This window comes from Nonomuraea coxensis DSM 45129 (assembly GCF_019397265.1).
GTDB lineage: Bacteria > Actinomycetota > Actinomycetes > Streptosporangiales > Streptosporangiaceae > Nonomuraea > Nonomuraea coxensis.
Map to the genome: position 1 here is coordinate 7,776,991 of NZ_CP068985.1, position 19,788 is coordinate 7,796,778.

Sequence of the window (19,788 nt, forward strand, 5' to 3'; positions counted from 1 at the left end):
GGTAGATCGTGCCGAGTTGCCCGGTCTTCTCGCGCGGACCGCCTACGTTAGCGGGGGAAATCCCGGAAATCGCGACGACACGCCGAGGTCCCGGGTCCGTCGAAGGGACCCGGGACCTCGGCGGACGCCCCGCTAGGAGAAGAGGTGGTCCACGACGCGGGCCGTCGCCTTGCCGTCGTCCCGGGGGGCGAAGGTGGCGCGGAAGGCGTCGTAGCGGTCGGCGTGGGCGGCGGCGACCTCGTCGATCGAGCGCAGCGCCTCGACGACCTGCGCCGAGGTGGACAGCACCGGGCCGGGGGCCTGTTGGGCGAGGTCGAGGTAGAGGCCGCGCTTGGCGGCGTATTTCGCCTGGTCGTAGGCGTAGAGGACGATCGGGCGGCCGGTGGCGGCGAAGTCGAACATCACCGAGGAGTAGTCGGTGACCAGGACGTCCGCGATCAGCAGCAGCTCGGCGATGTCCGGATATGTGGTGACGTCACGCGCGATCTCGGGGACCGCGGGGACGGCCTGCATCGGGTGCGCCCGGACCAGGATCTCGTGGTCGGCCCCCAGCGCCTCGCGGGCCTTGGCGAGGTCGAGCTTGACCATCGCGTTCTTGCGGTCGTAGTCGCGGTAGGTCGGCGCGTAGAGGACGACCCGCTTGCCCTCCGCCAGCCCCAGCCGTTCGCGCACCGCCGCGGCGAGCGCCTCGCGGTCGGGCGAGTTGAGCACGTCGTTGCGCGGCAGCCCGCTCTCCAGCACCTCGCCCTTGTAGCCGAACGCCTTGCGCAGCACCGGCGTGGCCCACGGCGACTGCGACAGCAGCAGGTCCCAGCCGCGCACCTCGGCGGCCTGGCGGTGCCAGATCGGCGGCCTCGGGTCGCGCTGCATGTGCGGCAGGTCGTTGCCGACGTGCTTGGCCGGGGTGCCGTTCCAGGTCTGCACCACCACCTGGTCCTCGCGCGCCCGGAACCAGGTGGGCAGGAACGCGTTGGTGATGACGTGCCGGGAGCGCGCGAGGGCGGCGTGGTGCTCGCGGCTGCCGGCCCGCACGACCGTGGCCGGGCCCGGCGGCACGAAGGCGCCGTCCTTGACGATCCAGATGTGCTCGCGGTCGTCGCCGCGACGCAGCCGCTCCTCGTAGATCGCGCGGACGCTGTCGGCATAGAGGCGGCCGTCGTTGACGACGTAGACGGTGGCGTCGTTGATCGGCTCGGTGCGCTGCGCCGGATAGAAGACGCGGCGCAGCACGTGGGTGCCCGCCACGCCGCGCTCGTCGGCGGGCCGGGCCTCCTCGACCGTGACGACCGGCACGTCGAAGCGGGTGGAGAGCATGCGGTAGACGCGGCCGTCGAGCGTGCGCGGCTCCTCGTCCAGCCCGGGCAGGGCGGCGTGGTCCATGCGCAGCGGGACGATCTCGCCCGACGGGTGGCGCAGCGACAGGTTCCAGGTGCCGGAGGCCAGCGGCACGGGCTCGCCGAAGCGGTCCATCGCCGAGGGCGAGACCCGGACGGAGAAGCCCTCGCCGGACCGCTCCATCGGCAGCTGGTAGGACAGCCCCGACCGGTGCCGCAGCGTGAGCGTGCGGGGGCCCGCCGCGTCGGGGTAGCGGCCGCTCAGCACGAGCGTCTGGCCCTCCCACACGGCCGAGGTGATGACCGGCCTGATGCGGTGGGCGGAGAGCACGACGCGGTCGCGCCGGTCGCCGAGCACCGTGATCTCGCGGTCGCCCACGACCTCGCGGGCCTCGGGCAGGTCGGCCAACATGACGGAGGCCGCCGGGTCGCCCTTGGGCTCGACCCAGAGCCGCCGCCCGTCCTTCTCCTGGAGCAGGGCGGGCACGGCCAGCCCGACGACGACCTCGGTGCCGCCGGCGACGGGCGTGAACTCGGCCGCGATGCGGTGGCCGCCCAGCCGGGCGTGACCCTTGGTGACGGTGCGGCCGGGCAGGGAGATCCGCAGCTCCAGGCGGTCGCCGTCGAGGGTGACGCCGGTCAGCTCGGCCCGGTTGGGCTGGAGCACGACCTGGAGCGCGCGGTCGGAGGTCCAGACCGGGCGCACCCACCAGCCGGGCTTGAGCTTGAGCCCCGCGGGCCGCTCGGGACGGCCCAGCGAGGAGCCGCGCAGCAGGCCGGTGGCGCGGGCGCCACGGCTCCAGAACACGATCTCGGCCCGCCACGTCGTGGTGTCGGGCACCGACGGCCGGTGCCGCATGCGGCGGCGCACCGCCGACACGACGTTGCGCACCGCGCCGCGCCAGCGCAGCGGCCAGGGACGCAGCTCGGCCGAGAAGCCGGACCAGTCGTAGTTGCAGCCGGGCTCGCGCGCCCCGTGGGTGGCCTCAGGCTCGTACGTCCGCCGCGTCCGCATGCGGATCGGCGGCAGCCAGCGCGGCCCGCGCAGCACCACGGTCGCCCAGTTGAAGCGCCGGCTGCGCACCGACAGCCCCGCCAGGTAGGCGAAGCCGGTGACGCGCAGCTTGCCGTCGACCCAGGCGATGTCGTCGATGTGCGTGACGGGCACCATGTCGGCGCGGCGCAGCCGGTAGAGGTCGGGCGCCAGCTCGTCCTGCAACGGCAGGTCGGCGTACCAGCGCAGGCCCTTGCGGATGCGCCTGGACGGCTCGGCCGCGGCCTCGACGACCTTGACCAGCGTCTCGCCGTCGATCAGCTCGTCGTCGGGGCGGGTCTCGATCAGGTGGACGATCACCCGCCGGGCGACCGGCAGGTCGCGCTTGACGCCCGCGTCCACGCCCGCGAGATAGGGGCGCACGAGTGCCAGCATCTCGCGCCGCCGCGCGGGACCACGTTTGACCGCGAGGTCGATCCGGCCCCCGAGGGGACCGCTGAGCACCTCGGTGTCGAACGCCGCGTCGCGTCCGCCGGGGCCGACCGCTCGCATGACCGCTTCGAGAGGCTCGCCACGATCGCAGAGATCCTGGACAGCCTTGAGGCGGTCGGCGAGAGGTTCGCCGCCCTGGCTCTGGGCTGTGACGCCGGTGGCCATAGGGAGGCACCGCCTTTCGGGCCGCCATCAGTGTTCTGCCCATGGTAATGGGCGTCACATGTCACAGAATCGCCCGATCAAGGAATCCGCAGGTCAGAACCCTTACTGAAAATCCGCTGAAGGGTCCGCCTGGCGGCCGTCCCAGCGGGCGCCGCGCATGTCCACCCGCTCGCCGCGCAGCGGCGTGCCCTCCGCACGCCAGTGGGCCAGGCATTCGCGCAGGTGGTCGGGCGCGGCGCCGCTGCCGTCGGCGTGCACGACCCGCCACCAGGGCACGCCGCCTCCCCAGGTGGACATCACCTTGCCGACCTGGCGGGGACCGCCCTCGCCGAGATATTCGGCGATGTCCCCGTAGGCCATCACCTTGCCGGGAGGGATGCGCTCGACCAGGTCGAGCACCCGCTCGGCGAAGGGGTTCAGGGGGTCCACGCCGCCGGTCCCGCGTCGATGATCTCCTCGAACTTGCCGAGCTCGGCCACGCTGCCGCCGCTCTCGACCTCCATGACGCCGTCGCGCAGCCGGTAGACCTCGCCGTCCTCGCCCACGAGCCGGGCGCCGAGCGCGGCCGACAGTCTCAGGAGCTGGGCCACCTGCCAGTCGGAGCCGGGCTCGCCGACCACGCTGCCGGTCCAGCGGGCGACCTGGTGGGCACGCCCGTCATGGCCGATCACGATCTCGTCAGATCCGCGCAGCTCGAATCCGGCCGGCGCGATGGCCTTCGCCAAGTCCGCGAAGGCGAGTGGCGACTCGCGTACCACTCGCAGCTCGTATCCCATGACGGGGGACCATAGCGGATCTTTCACGACTCTCTGCGCTGATTCAGGACGACGATCGCGCCGCAGAACGTGATGAGCGCCACAAGCGTGCCCCCTCCGTACAGCCAGAGCCGCAGCGGATCGGGCCCGGGCCGCTGGGGCACGGGGGCCTCGCCGCTGCCGAAGTGCTCCTTGCCGCTCGGATCGACGACGCCGCTCGGCCGGCCCGCCAGCGCGGCGGCGGCGTTGAGCGCGGCGGCGGCGTCCACCACGCCGAAGCCGATCTGGTCGTCGTAGCCGGCGGCGGGCCGGCCGCGGGCGCCGGCCGCGAGGGCCTGCGCCACCTGGTCGGGACGCAGGGCGGGATGGCGGGACTTGACGAGCGCGGCCACGCCGGAGATCAGCGCGGCGGCCGAACTCGTGCCCTCCGACAGCTCGTAGCCGCTCCCGCGCTTGACCACCGGGACGCCGACGCCCGGCGCGGACACCAGCACCGACAGGTTGTCGCTGCTGAACGAGGCCCGCCTGCCCTGCTTGTCGGTGGCGGCCACGCCGATGACGCCCGGGTAGCCGGCCGGGAAGCTCCAGTAGGAGGTGCCCTTGTCCTGGGCGTACTGGGTCAGGCCGTCGTTGCCCGCGGCGGCGACCAGCACGACGCCCTTGCCCAGCGCGTACGACACCGCCTCCCGTTCGGACTTGACCGGGCCGTACGAGCCGATCGACATGCTGACGACCTGCGCCCCGTGGTTGGCCGCGTACCGCAGGGCGCGCGCGAGCGGGCTCTCGGCGGCGGTCTCGGCGTCCGGCGCGGGCGGGATGCCGATCACCGGCTCATCGTCGGTCGCCATCGGCAGCGACAGGATGCGCGACTCGGGCGCGATGCCGATGAGCCCGTCGCCGGTGCCGGAGCCGGCGATCAGGGCCGCCATGGCGGTGCCGTGCCGGCCGGGCGGCACGTCGTGCACGGCGGTGCCCGAGGTCATGTCGGGGCCCTTGGTGACGCGGCCCTTCAGCTCCTTGACGCCGTCGTCCACGCCGCTGTCCACGACGGCGACGGTGACGCCCGCGCCCTTGGTGACGGTCCACGCCTGCTCGACGTTGAGTGCGTCCAGCACCCACTGCTGCTGGTCCCTGACGGGGACCGCGGCGGCGCCGGTCTGCCCGGTGAGGGCGAGCAGCACCGCGGCGACGGCGCGGGCGGCGGTCAGCACACGTTCCCCTGCGTGCAGGGCGGGACCTTGGGCGGGTCCGCGAGGAAGTAGGCGATCTGGTTGCCGATGGACTTGCCGGCCGGCCACAGCTCGGGGTGCAGGATCTCCTCGGGCGGGATCGCGGCCCTGGTGCGGCCGTCGGCGTAGCCGCCGGTGGAGAAGACGAGGTACGGTCCCGCGCCGACCCAGCTCGTACGCTGCCGCTGCTCGGGCCCGAAGCGCTCGCTCACCGTGCCGGGGAAGGCCACGGGCAGCACGCCCACGCGGTCGTCCTGGGTGAGCTCCTCGCCGGCCGACACCCGGGCCTCCTCGTCCTTGAGCACGGCCACGCCGACCGTGAAGACGAACGACGCCGTCTGGTCCATGTACGTGGCCCGCAGCATGGTGACGCAGCCGTGGCTGCGCAGCACGTCGGCCACGGGGGCGTCGACGCCCTTGGCGCACTCGGTCTCGGGGGCGATGCCGATCCGGCGGGCGTACTGCTGGGCGCGGTCCAGCCCGAGGTACTTGACCTCGTCGGGGAAGACGCCGGTGGTCGGCCACGCCTGCCAGCGCCGGGCGATCTCCTCCTGTTTGTACTGGTTCTGCTCGGCGGAGGTGAGCGGCCGCGACCGGGTCTCGTTGAGCAGCCCGATCGTGCCGAGGAGCACCACGACCGCGGACACGGCGACGATGACGCCGAGCAGCGTCACGAAGACGCGCCGATAGTGGATGCCCTGCTGGAGCTCCAGCAGTTCGGCCCGCTGCTTCGCGGCGCTCGCCCGCCTGCGGCCGTCGCCGCCCGGCCAGGCGCGCACCCGCGACCCGCGGCCGGTGGCGGAGCCGAGCGGATTTCTCCGGCCCTGCGTGGCTTCCTCTCCGGCGCGCGGCAACCCTGACGTCGTCCTACGTGCCTTCACCACCGCCTCGTTCCCGGTTCGGTCCCGTGTCTATTTCGTCCCCCTAAGAGGACAGATCATGCGTCTTGGGGGCTGTGCTCCCGGCGTACCCGCCTGACCAGGGTGAACATGACCCCCAGTGAGACGAGCGCGCCCGCGCCCGCCGCCGTGGCGATGGCCGCGGAGACGGCCACGCGCCGGTCGTCGCGTACGACGACCTTGACCGGGCCCGCCCCGCCCCCGGCGAGGGGGCGGCCGGGGTCCTGGACCGCGGCGCCGGTGGCGACCGCGGTGTGCCCGGCCAGGCGGTCGGCGGCGGCGAGGGCCCTGGCGGCGTTCACGACCCCGAAACCCGTCGAGGTGTCGTAGCCGCCGGGAGGACGGTCGAGCGCGCCGGCGGTGAGGGCCTGCGCGACGAGCGGCGGCGACATCCGCGGATGCCTCGCCTTGATGAGCGCGGCGATGCCGGACACCAGCGCGGTCGCCTGCGACGTGCCCCGTCCCACCCAGTACTCGTCGCCGGGGCCCGCCCCCATGATGTCCACGCCCGGCGCGGCCACCTGCACGGAGGGGTTCCAGTTCGAGAACGTGGCCCGGCGCAGCCGCCGGTCGGTCGCCCCCACCGCGACCACGCCGGGGAAGGCCGCCGGGTAGGAGTAGGGCGCGTAGTCGCGGCCGATCTTCCTGTCGCCGTCGTTGCCGGCGGCGGCCACGAGCACGACGCCCTTGGAGATCGCGTACCGGACGGCGGCGCGCTCCTTGGCGGTGGCGAGCTCCTTGGAGATCGACAGGTTGATCACGTCCGCCCCTTCGTCGACCGCGTACCTGATGCCGCGTGCCACGACGTCCTCGAAGCGCTCGGCGGTGTTGAACTCCCGGAAACCGGGCTCCTCGTCCTCGAGGATGACCCTCACCGACAGTACGTCCGCCTCGGGCGCGACGCCGATGATCCCCCGTTTTCCGTCAGACCCGTGCCCGTGCCCGGCGATCAGCGAGGCCATGTACGTGCCGTGCAGCCTGCGCGGGGACACGCCCGGCGGGTTCGCGCCCACCGTGAAGTCCTTGCCCGTGCGCACCGAGCCGGTCAGGTCGCGGTGGCCCGGGTCCACGCCGGAGTCGAGCACGGCCACGGTCGCGCCCGCGCCCTTGGTCACCCGCCACGCCTGCCGGAGCTCCAGCGTCTCGATCACCTGACGCTGCCCGCCGCGCACGTCGTCGGCGTACGCGGCCGGGGCGGCCAGCAGCAGCGCTCCGGCCGCCGCCCCGGCGGCGAGCGCCGGCCGCGGCACGCCTGTCAGCACGCCTGAGGCACTGCCCCGGCTCAGCACTGCCATGCCTCGCCGCGGCAGTCGGGCATGGCGGGGGTGCTGAGCGCGGTGAGGATCCGCTCGGAGATCTCGGTGGCGAAGGCGAACACGGCCGGCCGCGGCTCGCCGACGGCGCTCCCCGGCCGCCCGTCCACCTCCCCGGCCGTGGTGAGCACGAGGTAAGGACCCGCCTGCCCGACCGATCCGGCCTGGCGGACGGCGGGCGTGAACCGCTCGGCGACGGTGCCGGGGAAGGCCAGCGGGAGGAGGCCGGGCACGGGCTCGCCGCCCTCGGCGAAGGCCGCCCGCGCGCGGACGGCGCGCGGCTCGTCCGGCAGCGCCGCCACGCCGACGGTGACGAGCACGCCCTGCAGCGCGTCGATGTACGTGGCCCGCAGCAGCCCCCGGCACCCGGCCAGGCGCAGCTCCTCGGCGGCCGGGGCGTCGGCGTGCGCGCAGGAGGTGTCGGGCGAGATGCCGACCCGGCGGGCGCGCTCCTCGCCGCCCTGCTCGGCGGAGTAGGCCAGCGTGGCGGGGAACACGCGCCCCGCGGGCCAGGTGCGCCAGCGCTCGGCGACCTCCCGGACGGCGGCGGCGCGCAGCTCGGCGGCCGTGGGACCGCGCGTGAGCTCGGTGCCCGCCGAACCGCCGGCGACCCCGGCGGCCACCGCGCAGACCAGGGTCAGCGCGGAGGCCGCCACGAGGGTCGGCCAGGGCCGGGACGTTCTCACGTCATCGACCTTAACCAGGGCGTCACCGGAACACCCCGCAAAAATGCCGCGATATGCCTAATAGCTGGGCAGGCTCGGATCCACCGTCTTGACCCAGCTCAGCACGCCTCCGCCCACGTGCACGGCGTCGGAGAAGCCGGCGTTCTTGACGACCGCCAGCGCCTCGGCCGAGCGCGCGCCCGACTTGCAGTGGAGCACGATGCGCTTGTCCTGCGGCAGCTTCTCCAGGGCAGAGCCGTTGAGGAACTCGCCCTTCGGGATCAGCGTCGCGCCGGGGATGGAGACGATCTCGTACTCGTTGGGCTCGCGGACGTCCACGAGGAAGATGTCCTCGCCGCGCTCCTGCATGCCCTTGAGCTCCAGGGCCGTGATGGTGGAGCCCGTCGCGGCCTCGGCGGCCTCGTCGGAGATCGCGCCGCAGAACGCCTCGTAGTCGTCGAGGAGCGCGGTGAGCGTCGGGTTCTTGCCGCACAGCACGCACTCGGGGTCCTTGCGGACCTTGAGGTCGCGGTACTTCATCTCCAGGGCGTCGTAGATCATCAGCCGCCCGACCAGCGGCTCGCCGATGCCGGTCAGCAGCTTGATGGCCTCGTTGACCTGGATGGAGCCGATGGAGGCGCACAGCACGCCGAGCACGCCGCCCTCGGCGCACGACGGCACCATTCCGGGAGGCGGGGGCTCCGGGTAGAGGCAGCGGTAGCACGGCCCGTGCTCGGCCCAGAAGACGCTCGCCTGGCCGTCGAAGCGGTAGATGGAGCCCCAGACGTACGGCTTGCCGAGCAGCACCGCGGCGTCGTTCACCATGTAGCGCGTGGCGAAGTTGTCCGTGCCGTCGACGATGAGGTCGTAGCCGGAGAAGATCTCCATCACGTTCTCGGTGGTCAGGGCCGTGTTGTGGATCACGACCTCGACGTAGGGGTTGATCTCGCGGACCGAGGCCGCGGCGCTCTTGGCCTTCGGCCGGCCCACGTCGGACTGGCCGTGGATGACCTGGCGCTGCAGGTTGGACTCATCGACCACGTCGAAGTCGATGATGCCGAGGGTGCCGACACCCGCCGCCGCGAGATACAGCAGTCCGGGCGAGCCCAGGCCCCCGGCGCCGACGCACAGCACCTTGGCGTTCTTCAGCCGCTTCTGCCCGGCCATGCCCACATCGGGGATGATCAGGTGGCGCGAGTAGCGGCGCACTTCGTCGACGGTCAGCTCGTCTGCCGGCTCGACCAGGGGTGGCAACGACACTTCATACGCTCCCGTTTTCAGGCACTCATCTCACTGTGAAACCTAGCTGGGCAGTGGGGCATTCCCCAATCGCGTCTCACGGATCAGACGGCCCGCCTCAGCGGCCACGACCTGCGGCATCTCCATCATGGCGACATGGCCGGCGGTCGGCAGCAGCACGATCCGCGCGTTGCGGAAGGTGCGCCACGCCCTGCGCGCCATCGCCGGGCGGACGAGCCGGTCGTGCCGGCCGTGCAGGATCAGCGTGGGCGCCTCGACCCTGGCCGCCTGGCGCCACAGGTTGTCCTCGCCGCGGCGGAAGTATTCGGCCACGATGCCGCGGGCCGAGGCGATCATGGCCTGGCCGGCGTACGGGAGGTCGTCGCGGCGGCGCAGCTCGTCGATGGCGTCGCGCAGCCGTACGGGGTGGACCGCCTGGACGTCGGCCCAAACCATCGCCATGGAGGCGCTGACGCGCTGCTCGGCGGGGATGAGCTGCAGCTTGCCCGCCACCCACTCCCCCAGCACGGGGATCGCGGCGGCGGCCACCCGGGCGGGCCCGTAGCGCGGGACCAGGTCGGGCAGCGCCGGGGAGACCAGCGTCAGCGAGCGGACCAGATCGGGGCGGCTCGCGGCGACCCGTACGGAGACCGCGCCGCCCAGCGAGTTGCCGAACAGATGGGCCGGCCCGGTGTGCTCCAGCAGGCCGATCACGGACCTGGCGTGCCCGGCCACCGTGTAGTCGCCGTCGGCGGGGGCCGGGGAGAAGCCCGCGCCCGGCAGGTCGAGGGCGTGGCCCCTGACGGTGTCCTTGAGCTCGTCCATGAGGTCGGTCCAGTTGGTGGCGGACCCGGCCAGACCGTGGACGAAGACGGCCTGCTCGGCCGGGCCCTCAGGGGTGGACCGGACGTGCAACGAGCCGATCGTGCGTCCCGGCCAGTGCGGGATCGGCTCCGCGACCATGCGTCCTCCTTGTCGTTCGCGGAACGCGGGGTGCGTTCCCTCCACGATAACCATCGCGCCTAGAGGCGGCATGGAAAGGGTCAGAACGGTTTTTACCCCTCTTCTCAGGACACATCGTGCATATATCCCGAACAGTGACAGGGGGCTACGAGATGGTCACTCACCGCGTCGCCGCGATCCTCGCGGCAGCGGCCCTCACGGGGAGCGCGCTCGTCGCCGCCGCCGCCACGCCGGCGAGCGCCGTCGCCGTACTGGAGCTGCCGGGCTGCAGATACCGGATCAAGCACGTCAAGACCTGGCTGAACGTGCGGGCGGCGCCGCGCGGAAGGATCATCGACAGGCTCTACCCGGGGGACGTCACTTGGGGAAGCTGCAGGACGTTCGACGGGTGGCGCAGGATCCACGGGACCGAGATCGGACGCCGGGGGTTCTCCTTCGCCCGCCACCTCAAGAAGATCGGCAGGCGGTAGCGGGCGACCGGCCCGAGTCGTCCCGACATGTCCAAGAGACCGGTAAAAAGCTGACGGACGTCGTTTATGGGGGTCACCGGCGGAAACATGTCAGGCGACGCCACGCACGGTGACCCATCCGGCACTGACCGTATTCATACGGGACAGGCCGGCACGGAAGCACCGTCCGGGCGTGCAGCTATTTCCTTGCGCGAAATGACGACCGACCGCCCGCCGAAGGCGATGCGAATACGTCGTCCGCCGGAATGCGCCCGCGGACGCCATTCGGATCCGACGGCGGGCCGGAATGTTCGCGGGCATTCGTACCGCGCGGAGTCGCGCCACTTTGTGCTGCCGTCTTCCGTGGAGCAGGCCAATTCGGACATTTCATGTCATTTCATGGGATAGATGTGTAATGCAAGCAATAGGATTCTTAATACACAGCAAAATAGGGTGATCCCAGTTTGCCCGGCCTCTCCTCCGGAAATGACATTCACCGGATGACTCTTAAGCAGCCGTCCAAGACCTTTTTCAGGTACCCGGAAACGTCTAGAACGGGGCACTCGATCCTTTAGGGGGAAAAGCAATGCCCAAGCTCAAGAGCCTTATGGCCGGCCTCGCCATCAGCACGGCGATGACCGGTGCCGCGGTCACCATGGGGGCCGCGGCCGCCAGCGCCACCACCCCGGTCCCCTCCCGCGCCTCCGTCGCCACGGGCGACTGGGACGGCGGCGAGAACTGGGACGGCGACTGGAACGGCGGCTGGGGCGGTGGCTGGGGTCACCACAACCGTCGTCACCAGCGCTGCGGTCGCGGCCACTGGGGCGGCGGCGGCTGGGGCTGGGGACGCCGCGGTGCGAACAGGATCTGCATCGTCGTCCGCAACCACAACCGCAACATCAACGGCCAGTTCGAGAACCGCCGCCGCCACCACCACCACGACGGCCTGGAGCTGGAGTCGTCGTGACGCGACCGTGAAACAACGGCGCAAGGGGTAGGGATCCATTCTTCGCGACCGCCGGAAATCCGTCCATGAAACGGATGAAGGCGCCGTGAGGAATGGATTTCCCGGGCCGGGCCCGCGCGATGGCGCGCGGGTTCGTGCCGGGATTCCCTTTTCTCCACGCCCGCCACGGCGAATCATCTTCGAGGGCCCCGCCGGCTGACAGCCGGCGGGGCCCTCGTCGTGTTTTCCCGGGCCTTTCCCTATGTCACAAACCGGCAAAAGTGGACAATTCCGGTTTGTGTGGGTTGGTGGCCGGTTATATGAAGAGTGCGGATGAACGGACTCGTTCCGAACATCCCCCGCCCGGACCACAAGACGGCAGCAACCAGGCTGTCAGGAAAGGGCGGTACGGGGCAATCGATCCTTTAGGGGGAAGACAAAATGCCCAAGCTCAAGAGTATTGTCGCGGGCCTCGCTCTCAGCACGGCGATGACCGGAGGCGTGGTCGCCGCGGGCGCGGCCACCACGTCCGCAAGCGCCAGCACCGCCCAGCTCACCACCCAGACCGGCATCCAGACCGGATGGGGCTGCCACGCCCGCCGCCGCTGCGGCTGGGGCGGCTGGGGCTGGCGCCGGGCCGGCTGGGGCGGCTGGGGCCGCCGGCACGGCCACGGCCGCATCAAGGTCGTCGTCGTCAACCGGAACACCAACGTCAACACCAACGGCCACCGCCACTTCCGGAACTTCGACCGCGACGGCGACTGGGAGTAGCGGACCGTCCGGAGCCTGACGTCTCCTGAGGGAACCTCCCCAGGCAGTGGGCTCCGGCCGACGAAGCCGCGAGTGCCCGTGTTCACCCGGTGAACACGGGCACTTCTTCATGCCGCACCGGCGGTCCGTGCGGCGCCACCGCCACCTAGGCGTCCCCGCCCCGGCACTTCCCCACCACGACAGCTGACCGTCGACCACGACAACCGACTGTCGGCCACGACAACTGCCCCAGGCCCCCTCCCCCACCACCACGCCACACCTCGCCACCGCCACCGCCCGCGCCCGATGTCATGCTCCCGGCCACCACGCTCCCCGCAACCGCGCGGCCCACAGCCGCGCTCCCGGCCGCCACGCCCCCGCCACCGTCCTCCCCTCTACCGCGCAGCTCGCCAACGTGCTCGCCATGCTGGGGCACCCTGAATGGCGTTTCGAGGCTGGGCGGCGCTGTGCGGCCTGGCGTGGCAGACCGGCAGACCGGCAGACCGGCAGACCGGCGGGCCGGCGGGCCGCAGCGACGCTGACGTACGCTCCGAGCCGCGCACACCCCCGTCGGCCCCGGCGCGTCCCCTCACCCCTGAGACGCGGCTCGGCGCGCGCACGACGACGGTGTCGGTCAGCGGCGGCTGTGACGCCATGCTTCAGCGGGGGACGCCTGTGGAGGAATGGCGCGTCTCACGCGGCTGATGCCTGTGCCGCCGTCACAGCAGAAGTGTCGCGCGGGCGGCCGGGCGGCTCCGGACCGTCCCTCCATAGGGGAACGCAGCGAGGGCCCCCCGGCTGGTGCCAGGGGACCCTCAGCAGGATCGCTATGGAGACGAGAAAAAGGGATTAACCGTCAGCCGGCATTTCCTTTCCGTCGTCACGCAACTGGATCAGTTGGTGGTGGCCTCGCGGTTGGTGGCGAGGTCACCACGGTTCTGGGCGAGCTCGCGGTTGCCGTTGAGCCAGATGCTGCCCGGGACCTCGTGGTGGTGGTGCCGGCGGAATTCGTGATCCCGGCGGTGGAAGAAGTTGCGGTTGAAGTTGTCGTTGTGCACGTTCACCCGCACCCTCTGCTTGTGGTGGCGGCGCCAGCCACCCCAGCCGCCCCAGCCGCAGCGGCGGCCGCAGCCCCAGCCGACCGTGACATTGGTGCCCACACCGGCCTGGGTGGCGGCGCTGGCGTTGGCGGCAGAGGTGGCGGCGCTCGCGACGACCGCGCCACCGGTCATGGCGGTGCTGATAGCGAGGCCCGCGATAACACTCCTGAGCTTGGGCATTGCGTTTTCCCCCTAAAGGATCGATTTGCCCCGTACTCGATCTTTCCGGCATTGCCGGAAAAAACGTTCCGGACGACCGCCGTTGAGTCATCCAGTAAATGTCATTTCCGACACCAGGGGTACACAAACAGAAATCGTCCCATTTTGCCACACATTAGGAGCGGCATTGCTTGCATTACACGTTTATGCATTGATACCACATGAATTATCCGAAATGTCCTATTTGGATAGTCGGTCATGAGGACCTCGGGCACCGCACCATAGATCCACGGGTCCGCCCGCATCCAGATGAGTGAGACCCGAGGAGAGCACTTGCACCCCGATCAACAGCGCGACTTCACCGAGTTCGTCATCACCCGTTCCGACCGGCTGATCAGGCTCGCGTACCTCCTGACCGGCGACCAGCACGCCGCCGAGGACCTGCTCCAGACCGCGCTCGCCAAGACCGCCGGGCACTGGCGGCGGATCCGCGACAGCCCGGAGGCGTACGTGCGCAAGGTCATGTACCACGAACAGGCCGGCCGCTGGCGAAGCCCGCGCTGGGGACGCGAGCAGCCGGTCCTGTCACCGCCCGACCGGGCCGCCGGCGACCGGACCGACGAGGTCGAGACCCGGCTCACCCTGGCCCAGGCGCTCCGGACCCTGCCGCCGCGCAAGAGAGCGGTCCTGGTGCTGCGTTACTACGAGGACCTCCCGGAGTCGGAGGTCGCCAGGATCATGGGCTGCTCGGTGGGGACCGTACGCAGCCAGACCCACCAAGCCGTCGCCCGGTTGCGCGAGCTGATCGGCGAGACCATCACCCTGGAGGCCTGAGATGACCCTCGACGAACAGCGGATCTCCGCCGAGCTGCGGCGGATGGCGGACGAGGCGAGGCCCGTCGACCCGCTCGTCCACGCCCGGCGGGCGCGGGCCGGTTCCACGCGGCGCCGCCGCCTCTCCTTGTCGGTCGCCGGGCTCGCCGCGGCCGCGTCGGTGATCACCGCGGTGACCGTCGTGACCGGCGTGACCGGCGGAGGACCCGGCCAGGTCACCGCGGCGGAGGTGGACCGGCTGCCGGACAACACCCCTGAGCAGGCGCGGGCCGTACGCGCGTGCATGCCCCAGGGAGGCCCGGTGCACAGCATGGACGGACGCCGGCGCATCCCCGAGCACGGCTCGGTGGAGGACTTCCGGATGCTGGTGGAGTACCGGGACGAGGACGGGTCGACCGCCCTGGTCGGCAGCCGGTCCGGCTTCGTCCTGTGCACGCCGAGCACGCGGGAGGATCTCGCGGAGCGGGCGGTCTTCACTTACTGGGGGTTCGAGGCTCCGGGGAACATGAGGGGCTTCCCCGGCGCCCTCCAGGTGGACGCCTACACCGTGCAATCGGACTACGACGAGGAGGGGCCGGCGCCGGCGATGACGACCAGGACCTACCGGGTCGTGGCCGGCCGGGTGGGGGCGGACGTACGACGGGTCGAGATCGACTGGGCGGACGGGCGGCGTACCGACGCGCGCGTGGCCGACGGCTTCTTCATCGCCCGGGCGCTCGGAAAGTCGGTCCCCCGCCCCGGCGGTGGCAAGGACGCGGTCGGCAGGCCCATCACCGTCCTGGACACGCCACCGGTGACGGTCACCGCCTACGGCGCGCGGAACCAGGTCCTGGAGCAGGTCAAGGACGAGGCGTTCGGCCCGTTGGGCCGGGGAACAGGGTACTGACCGGGCCGGGAGGAGGGGTCAGGCGGACTTGCGGGCCTTGCGCCTGGCGGGGGCCTTCTCCTCCTTCGCGGCGTCGGCCTTGGAGCCCGTCTTCGTCTCCTTCGCCTTCCCCGAGGCGGCCTTCCCGCGCTTGGCGGCGGGAGCGCCCTCGCGTTCCCGCTTGGCCGCCTCGACGCTCGCGCGCAGCGCCGCCATCAGGTCCACGGCCGGCCCGGCCTCCTCCTCCTCGGGGGCCGCGACGACCTCCCTGCCCTCCACCTTCGCCTCGATCACGTGCTGGAGCGCCTCGCGGTAGGTGTCGTGGTACTCGCCCGGGTCGAAGTCGGACTCCATCGTGCTGATGAGCGACTCGGCCATCTTGAGCTCCTGGGCGCGTACCTCGATGTCCTCCTCCAGGAACTCGAAGTCGGGCGCGCGGATCTCGTCCGGCCAGAGCATGGTCTCCAGGACGAAGACGCCGTCGCGGACGCGCAGCGTGGCCAGCGACTCCCGCTGGCGCAGCGCCACCTTGACCACGGCGACCTGGCCGGAGCTCTCCAGTGCGTCGCGCAGCAGCACGTACGGCTTCGCCCCCTGCGCGTCGGGCTCCAGATAGTACGACTTGGCGAAGTAGATGGGGTCGATCTGCTCGGCCGGGGTGAACTGCAGCACGTCGATCCTGCGGGACGTGCTCAGGGGCAGGTCCTCGAAGTCCTCGTCGGTGAGCACGACCATCTCGCCGGTGGCCAGCTCGTAGCCCTTGGCGATGTCGGCGTAGGGGATCTCCTCGCCGTCGAGCTGGCACACGCGCTTGTAGCGGATGCGCCCGCCGTCCTCGCGGTGGACCTGGTGGAACGACACGTCCTTCTGCTCGGTCGCGGAGTAGAGCTTGACGGGGATCGTGACCAGGCCGAAGGAGATCGCGCCCTTCCAGATGCTGCGCATGGGTCACTCCTCAAGCTCTCAACAGGTCGCCTATGGGCACATACCCGGCATGGCGCAACCAATGCGGTGGGTTAGGTCAGATCTGACCGGGGAGGTGGATACACCACGGACCGGAAGGGAGATGCCCCCGTGGCCAAGAAGGTCCCCGTCAAGGTGGACGGACGCGAGCTGACCCTCAGCAACCTGGACAAGGTGCTCTATCCGGACTGCGGCTTCACCAAGGCCGAGGTCATCGACTACTACACCAGGATCGCCCCCGTCCTGCTGCCGCACCTCGCGGGCCGCCCACTGACCGTCAAGCGCTACCCCAACGGCGTGACCGGCCAGTTCTTCTTCGAGAAGAACGCCCCCGAGCACACCCCCGACTGGGTACGCCGGGTCAACCTCCCCGCGCCCGGCAGCACCAAGAACCGCGAGAGCATCGACTTCGCGCTGGTCGAGGACCTGCCGACGCTCGTCTACTACGCGAACCTCGCCGCCCTGGAACTGCACGTGCCGCAGTGGCGCGTGGACGACGACGGCGAGGCACTGCCCCCTGACACGATCGTCTTCGACCTCGATCCCGGGGCGCCGGCGACGATCGTCCAGTGCGCCGAGGTCGCGCTCATGCTGCGCGAGGCGCTGAAGGCCGAGGGGCTGGCCGCCAGGCCGAAGACGAGCGGCAGCAAGGGCATGCAGCTCTGCGCGGACTGGGACTGCGGGGAGGAGCCCTCCGCGTACGCCAGGAAGCTGGCCAGGCTCCTGGAGAAGGAGCACCCGAAGCAGGTCGTCAGCGTCATGGCCAAGGCCGCGCGGCCCGGCAAGGTCTTCATCGACTGGAGCCAGAACAACCCGGCGAAGACCACCGTGGCCCCCTACTCGCTGCGGGCTCGCGAGCGGCCGACCGTGTCGACGCCCCTGACGTGGAAAGAGGTGGAAAGCTGTGAGCATCCGGAGGATCTGGTGTTCACGGCGCCCGACGTACTCGCGAGGGCCGAGAACCGCGGCGACCTTTTCGCGCGGGCGTAGTCTGGAGCCGTCCACACCTGGAGGGGGACCACGAGATGTCAGAGATGGACGTTCGCGGGGACGAGGGGCCCTACGAAGAGGAGGAGGTCGAGGAGTTGTCGATCGAGACGCCCGAGGCCGACGCGGCCGAGCAGCAGCGCGAGATGGGTCAGGCGGCCGGTGGGCCGCGCCGCGAGCTGCCGCTGGACGTCAACCCCGCCGACGCGGCCGAGCAGGACCGCGAGGTCGAGCTCGACGACGACGAATACCGGTGACACCCGCCGCCGGGTGCGTCGCCCGCTCGCGCGCGGCACGATATGCCTGCTCGCCCGTAGGACGGCGTGCCTACTCGCCCGTAGGATGTCCGAACGACCCGCTACGAGCGCTGAGAGACCAATGGAGACCCGCGTGACCGCAACCCCGGACGCCAAGCCCCGGGGCACCCGGCTGCCCCGACTCGCCCGCCGCCGGCAGCTCCTGAGCGCCGCGCAGGAAGTGTTCGTCGAGAACGGCTACCACGCGGCCGCCATGGACGAGATCGCCGACCGGGCAGGGGTCAGCAAGCCCGTGCTCTACCAGCACTTCCCGGGCAAGCTGGAGCTCTACCTCGCGCTGCTCGACCTGCACGTCGACGACATGGTCAACCGCTGCAGGGACGCCCTGGCCTCCACCAACGAGAACAAACTGCGCGTCCAGGCCACCTTCCAGGCGTTCTTCGACTTCGTCTCCACCCAGGGCGAGGCCTTCCGGCTCGTCTTCGAGTCCGACCTGCGCAACGTCGCCCCGGTGCGGCAGCGCGTCGAGCGGTCCCTGCGCGAGTGCGCCGAGATGGTCAGCGCGCTCATCCAGGAGGACACCGGCTGCACCAGCGACGAGGCACATCTGCTGGGGGTCGGCCTGGTCGGCATGGCCGAGGTGAGCGCCCGCTACTGGGTGACGACGCACGGGTCCATCCCGAAGGACGCGGCCGAGCAGATGATGGCCCGCCTCGCCTGGCGCGGCATCAGCGGTTTTCCGCGTACGGCATAACCCGTTCGCTGGGCGCGATCATTCGCGTGTCCGTCGTGCGGCAGAGGCGACGATGAAGTGAGCCAGCCCGTCCACTAGGGAGCCACGATGGAAGTCAAGATCGGCGTACGTTCCGTGCACCGCGAGCTCGTTGTCGAGACCGACCTGTCCGCCGAGCAGGTCGAGGAGGAGATCAGGAACGCGCTCTCCGTCGAGAGAGGCGTCTTCGCCATCACCGACGTGAAGGGGCGCCGGGTGGTCGTGCCGGTGGCCTCGCTCGGGTTCATCGAGATCGGCGAGGACGCGTCCAGGCCGGTGGGCTTCGGCGGCACGCTGTAGCCACCCGCGGCGACCCCGGCGTCGGGGGGACGGTTCATGATCCGCCGTGCCCCCGGCGTTCGTCCAGCCACGGCGTCCCTCGGTCACACCGGCGGATGCGCGGATGCAGGTCACGCGGCGGGAAGCCGGGGCTCTGCGGGAAGCCGGGTCAGCGGGGGAGGCGGCAGGAGGCGAGGCGGCACCCGGGCGGCGAGCGGCGGGCGCCCGGCGCGGGATGCCGGGGCTGCGCGGTGGCCGGGCAGCGCGAGCTTTCCCGCCACAGCACGGCGCGTGAGGTCCAGCGGTTAGGCCCGCATCTCGTCAAGGAACCGCCGTCGCGGCGCAAGGCCCTCATGCTGGCACGGTACAACCGTTCCGCGACTCCGCGTCGCCCAACGTGCCTACTTTCGCAATGCCAGGGGCCTTTCAGATGCCCAGCGCCGCCATCCGCTTGTTGTGCTCCTCGGTCAGCGTCGCGAAGAGCCGGGAGATGTCGGCCTGCCCGCCGCTCGCCTCCACCAGCGACAGCGCCAGCTCCGGCCGCGCCGCCGCCACCTGCTGGGCCTGGCTGAGCGCCTCCCCCACGAGCCGGCGCGCCCACAGCGCCAGCCGCGCCCCGGCCGCCGGGTCCGCCTCGACCTCGGCGCGCACCCGCTCCACCGCGAACTGCGAGCGCACCTCGTCCACCAGCACCTCGTCCACCAGCTTGGCGACCGACGGGTCGAGGTGCCTGGCCACCTCCCGGTAGAAGTCGTTGGCGATGCCGTCCCCCACGTACGTCTTGACCAGCGCCTGCAGCCAGTCGGCCGGGCGGGTCTGGGCGTGCCAGGCGTCCAGCGCCGCGACGAACGGCGTCATCGCCGCGTCAGGATCGGCGCCCAGCCCGGCGAGGTGGTCGCGCAGCAGGCTGAAGTGGGCGTACTCGGCGACCGCCAGTTCGCTCAGCGCCGCGCGGTCGGCCAGCGAGGGCGCCAGCGTGGCCGCGTCCTCGGTCATCCGGGCGTAGGCGCTGAGTTCCGCGTACGCCAGCACACCGAGCAGGTCGACGACTCCTGGAGACTCCTTCATGCAAGGCAGCGTACTTCGGGAAATCTTCGGGAACATACGCGAGCTCGGCCAGCGTTGTGCTATCGAGTACACTGCTCTGTGAAAGTGCGACCGCACTGTGTAAATTCGGGGGTTTCTCCCGGATACCTCCGCTCCCAGGAGGCCGCGGTCGCTGATGACGCGAGAGGGCTGGCTCTACCGCGAGGACCCAAGCACGGGGTGATCATGCACCCGTCGGTCCCGGCAGGCCCGCCTTCATTTGAGACTGAGGCAGGCCACGCTGACGACTTTCCGAGACCTCGGAGTCACACCAGAGATCGCCGACGCCCTCG

The 19,788-nt window shown here is 71.2% G+C and carries 21 protein-coding genes; 9 read left to right on the forward strand and 12 right to left on the reverse strand.

Annotated elements, in window-relative coordinates; translation table 11 throughout:
• Positions 1 to 132 precede the first annotated feature (132 nt).
• The 9 genes from Nocox_RS36400 to Nocox_RS36440 form a co-directional block, all read right to left on the reverse strand.
• Positions 133 to 2,880, reverse strand: a complete 2,748-nt coding sequence (locus tag Nocox_RS36400; protein WP_020544983.1) for a CDP-glycerol glycerophosphotransferase family protein — start codon at positions 2,878 to 2,880, stop codon at positions 133 to 135.
• 207 nt (positions 2,881 to 3,087) lie between these two features.
• Positions 3,088 to 3,414, reverse strand: coding sequence for an MGMT family protein (locus Nocox_RS36405; protein WP_020544984.1), 327 nt, complete (start codon positions 3,412 to 3,414; stop codon positions 3,088 to 3,090).
• Positions 3,402 to 3,761, reverse strand: a complete 360-nt coding sequence (locus Nocox_RS36410; RefSeq protein WP_020544985.1) for a hypothetical protein — start codon at positions 3,759 to 3,761, stop codon at positions 3,402 to 3,404. The genes Nocox_RS36405 and Nocox_RS36410 overlap by 13 nt, the downstream gene beginning before the upstream one ends.
• A 23-nt stretch (positions 3,762 to 3,784) precedes the next feature.
• The gene (locus Nocox_RS36415) at positions 3,785 to 4,951 is read right to left on the reverse strand and encodes a S8 family serine peptidase (protein WP_020544986.1); all 1,167 of its coding nucleotides are present in this window, start codon (positions 4,949 to 4,951) and stop codon (positions 3,785 to 3,787) included.
• Positions 4,945 to 5,850 carry a hypothetical protein gene (locus Nocox_RS36420; protein ID WP_246649664.1) on the reverse strand — a complete coding sequence of 302 codons (906 nt, stop codon included), beginning with the start codon at positions 5,848 to 5,850 and terminating at the stop codon, positions 4,945 to 4,947. Before Nocox_RS36420 ends, Nocox_RS36415 begins: the two co-directional genes overlap by 7 nt.
• A gap of 56 nt (positions 5,851 to 5,906) precedes the next feature.
• Complete coding sequence (locus Nocox_RS36425; RefSeq protein WP_051112654.1) at positions 5,907 to 7,163, reverse strand: S8 family serine peptidase; 1,257 nt, start codon at positions 7,161 to 7,163, stop codon at positions 5,907 to 5,909.
• On the reverse strand, positions 7,151 to 7,867 hold the full coding sequence (locus Nocox_RS36430; RefSeq protein WP_157383223.1) for a hypothetical protein: 717 nt from the start codon (positions 7,865 to 7,867) through the stop codon (positions 7,151 to 7,153). The genes Nocox_RS36425 and Nocox_RS36430 overlap by 13 nt, the downstream gene beginning before the upstream one ends.
• Before the next feature lie 57 nt (positions 7,868 to 7,924).
• A complete protein-coding gene (moeZ, locus tag Nocox_RS36435; RefSeq protein WP_026214717.1) occupies positions 7,925 to 9,106 on the reverse strand; it encodes an adenylyltransferase/sulfurtransferase MoeZ in 1,182 nt (393 codons plus the stop codon).
• Between the two features lie 42 nt (positions 9,107 to 9,148).
• Positions 9,149 to 10,048, reverse strand: coding sequence for an alpha/beta fold hydrolase (locus tag Nocox_RS36440; protein WP_020544990.1), 900 nt, complete (start codon positions 10,046 to 10,048; stop codon positions 9,149 to 9,151).
• A 152-nt stretch (positions 10,049 to 10,200) separates the two neighbouring features.
• On the opposite strand from Nocox_RS36440, the gene Nocox_RS36445 reads away from it, so the two are divergent.
• From Nocox_RS36445 to Nocox_RS36455, 3 genes are all read left to right on the forward strand, one after another.
• The gene (locus Nocox_RS36445) at positions 10,201 to 10,518 is read left to right on the forward strand and encodes a hypothetical protein (protein WP_020544991.1); all 318 of its coding nucleotides are present in this window, start codon (positions 10,201 to 10,203) and stop codon (positions 10,516 to 10,518) included.
• Positions 10,519 to 11,083: 565 nt separating this feature from the next.
• Positions 11,084 to 11,464, forward strand: coding sequence for a hypothetical protein (locus Nocox_RS36450; RefSeq protein ID WP_157383224.1), 381 nt, complete (start codon positions 11,084 to 11,086; stop codon positions 11,462 to 11,464).
• Between the two features lie 420 nt (positions 11,465 to 11,884).
• Positions 11,885 to 12,214 (forward strand): hypothetical protein, encoded by a 330-nt coding sequence (locus Nocox_RS36455; protein ID WP_157383225.1) that lies wholly within the window; start codon positions 11,885 to 11,887, stop codon positions 12,212 to 12,214.
• A gap of 872 nt (positions 12,215 to 13,086) precedes the next feature.
• Here the strand turns inward: Nocox_RS36455 and Nocox_RS36460 are convergent.
• The gene (locus tag Nocox_RS36460) at positions 13,087 to 13,473 is read right to left on the reverse strand and encodes a hypothetical protein (RefSeq protein ID WP_157383226.1); all 387 of its coding nucleotides are present in this window, start codon (positions 13,471 to 13,473) and stop codon (positions 13,087 to 13,089) included.
• Positions 13,474 to 13,785: 312 nt separating this feature from the next.
• Here Nocox_RS36460 and Nocox_RS36465 point away from each other — a divergent pair, with 312 nt between their 5' ends.
• Both Nocox_RS36465 and Nocox_RS36470 read left to right on the forward strand, forming a co-directional pair.
• Positions 13,786 to 14,286: a SigE family RNA polymerase sigma factor gene (locus Nocox_RS36465; RefSeq protein ID WP_020544994.1), complete on the forward strand. Its 501-nt coding sequence runs from the start codon at positions 13,786 to 13,788 to the stop codon at positions 14,284 to 14,286.
• Position 14,287: 1 nt separating this feature from the next.
• Positions 14,288 to 15,172: a hypothetical protein gene (locus Nocox_RS36470; RefSeq protein ID WP_020544995.1), complete on the forward strand. Its 885-nt coding sequence runs from the start codon at positions 14,288 to 14,290 to the stop codon at positions 15,170 to 15,172.
• Positions 15,173 to 15,190: 18 nt separating this feature from the next.
• On the opposite strand, the gene ku is transcribed toward Nocox_RS36470, so the two are convergent.
• Positions 15,191 to 16,096: a non-homologous end joining protein Ku gene (gene ku, locus Nocox_RS36475; protein WP_020544996.1), complete on the reverse strand. Its 906-nt coding sequence runs from the start codon at positions 16,094 to 16,096 to the stop codon at positions 15,191 to 15,193.
• 129 nt (positions 16,097 to 16,225) lie between these two features.
• On the opposite strand from ku, the gene ligD reads away from it, so the two are divergent.
• The 4 genes from ligD to Nocox_RS36495 all read left to right on the forward strand — a co-directional run bounded on the left by ligD (position 16,226) and on the right by Nocox_RS36495 (position 18,430).
• Complete coding sequence (gene ligD / locus Nocox_RS36480; RefSeq protein WP_020544997.1) at positions 16,226 to 17,104, forward strand: non-homologous end-joining DNA ligase; 879 nt, start codon at positions 16,226 to 16,228, stop codon at positions 17,102 to 17,104.
• 44 nt (positions 17,105 to 17,148) lie between these two features.
• Positions 17,149 to 17,358, forward strand: coding sequence for a hypothetical protein (locus Nocox_RS36485; protein ID WP_020544998.1), 210 nt, complete (start codon positions 17,149 to 17,151; stop codon positions 17,356 to 17,358).
• Positions 17,359 to 17,491: 133 nt separating this feature from the next.
• Positions 17,492 to 18,112: a TetR/AcrR family transcriptional regulator gene (locus tag Nocox_RS36490; RefSeq protein WP_026214719.1), complete on the forward strand. Its 621-nt coding sequence runs from the start codon at positions 17,492 to 17,494 to the stop codon at positions 18,110 to 18,112.
• Between the two features lie 87 nt (positions 18,113 to 18,199).
• Positions 18,200 to 18,430 carry a DUF3107 domain-containing protein gene (locus Nocox_RS36495; RefSeq protein WP_020545000.1) on the forward strand — a complete coding sequence of 77 codons (231 nt, stop codon included), beginning with the start codon at positions 18,200 to 18,202 and terminating at the stop codon, positions 18,428 to 18,430.
• 405 nt (positions 18,431 to 18,835) lie between these two features.
• Here the strand turns inward: Nocox_RS36495 and Nocox_RS36500 are convergent, their stop codons facing one another.
• Entirely contained in the window at positions 18,836 to 19,477 is a 642-nt protein-coding gene (locus tag Nocox_RS36500) for a ferritin-like fold-containing protein (protein ID WP_051112655.1), read from the reverse strand.
• Between the last annotated feature and the right edge of the window lie 311 nt (positions 19,478 to 19,788).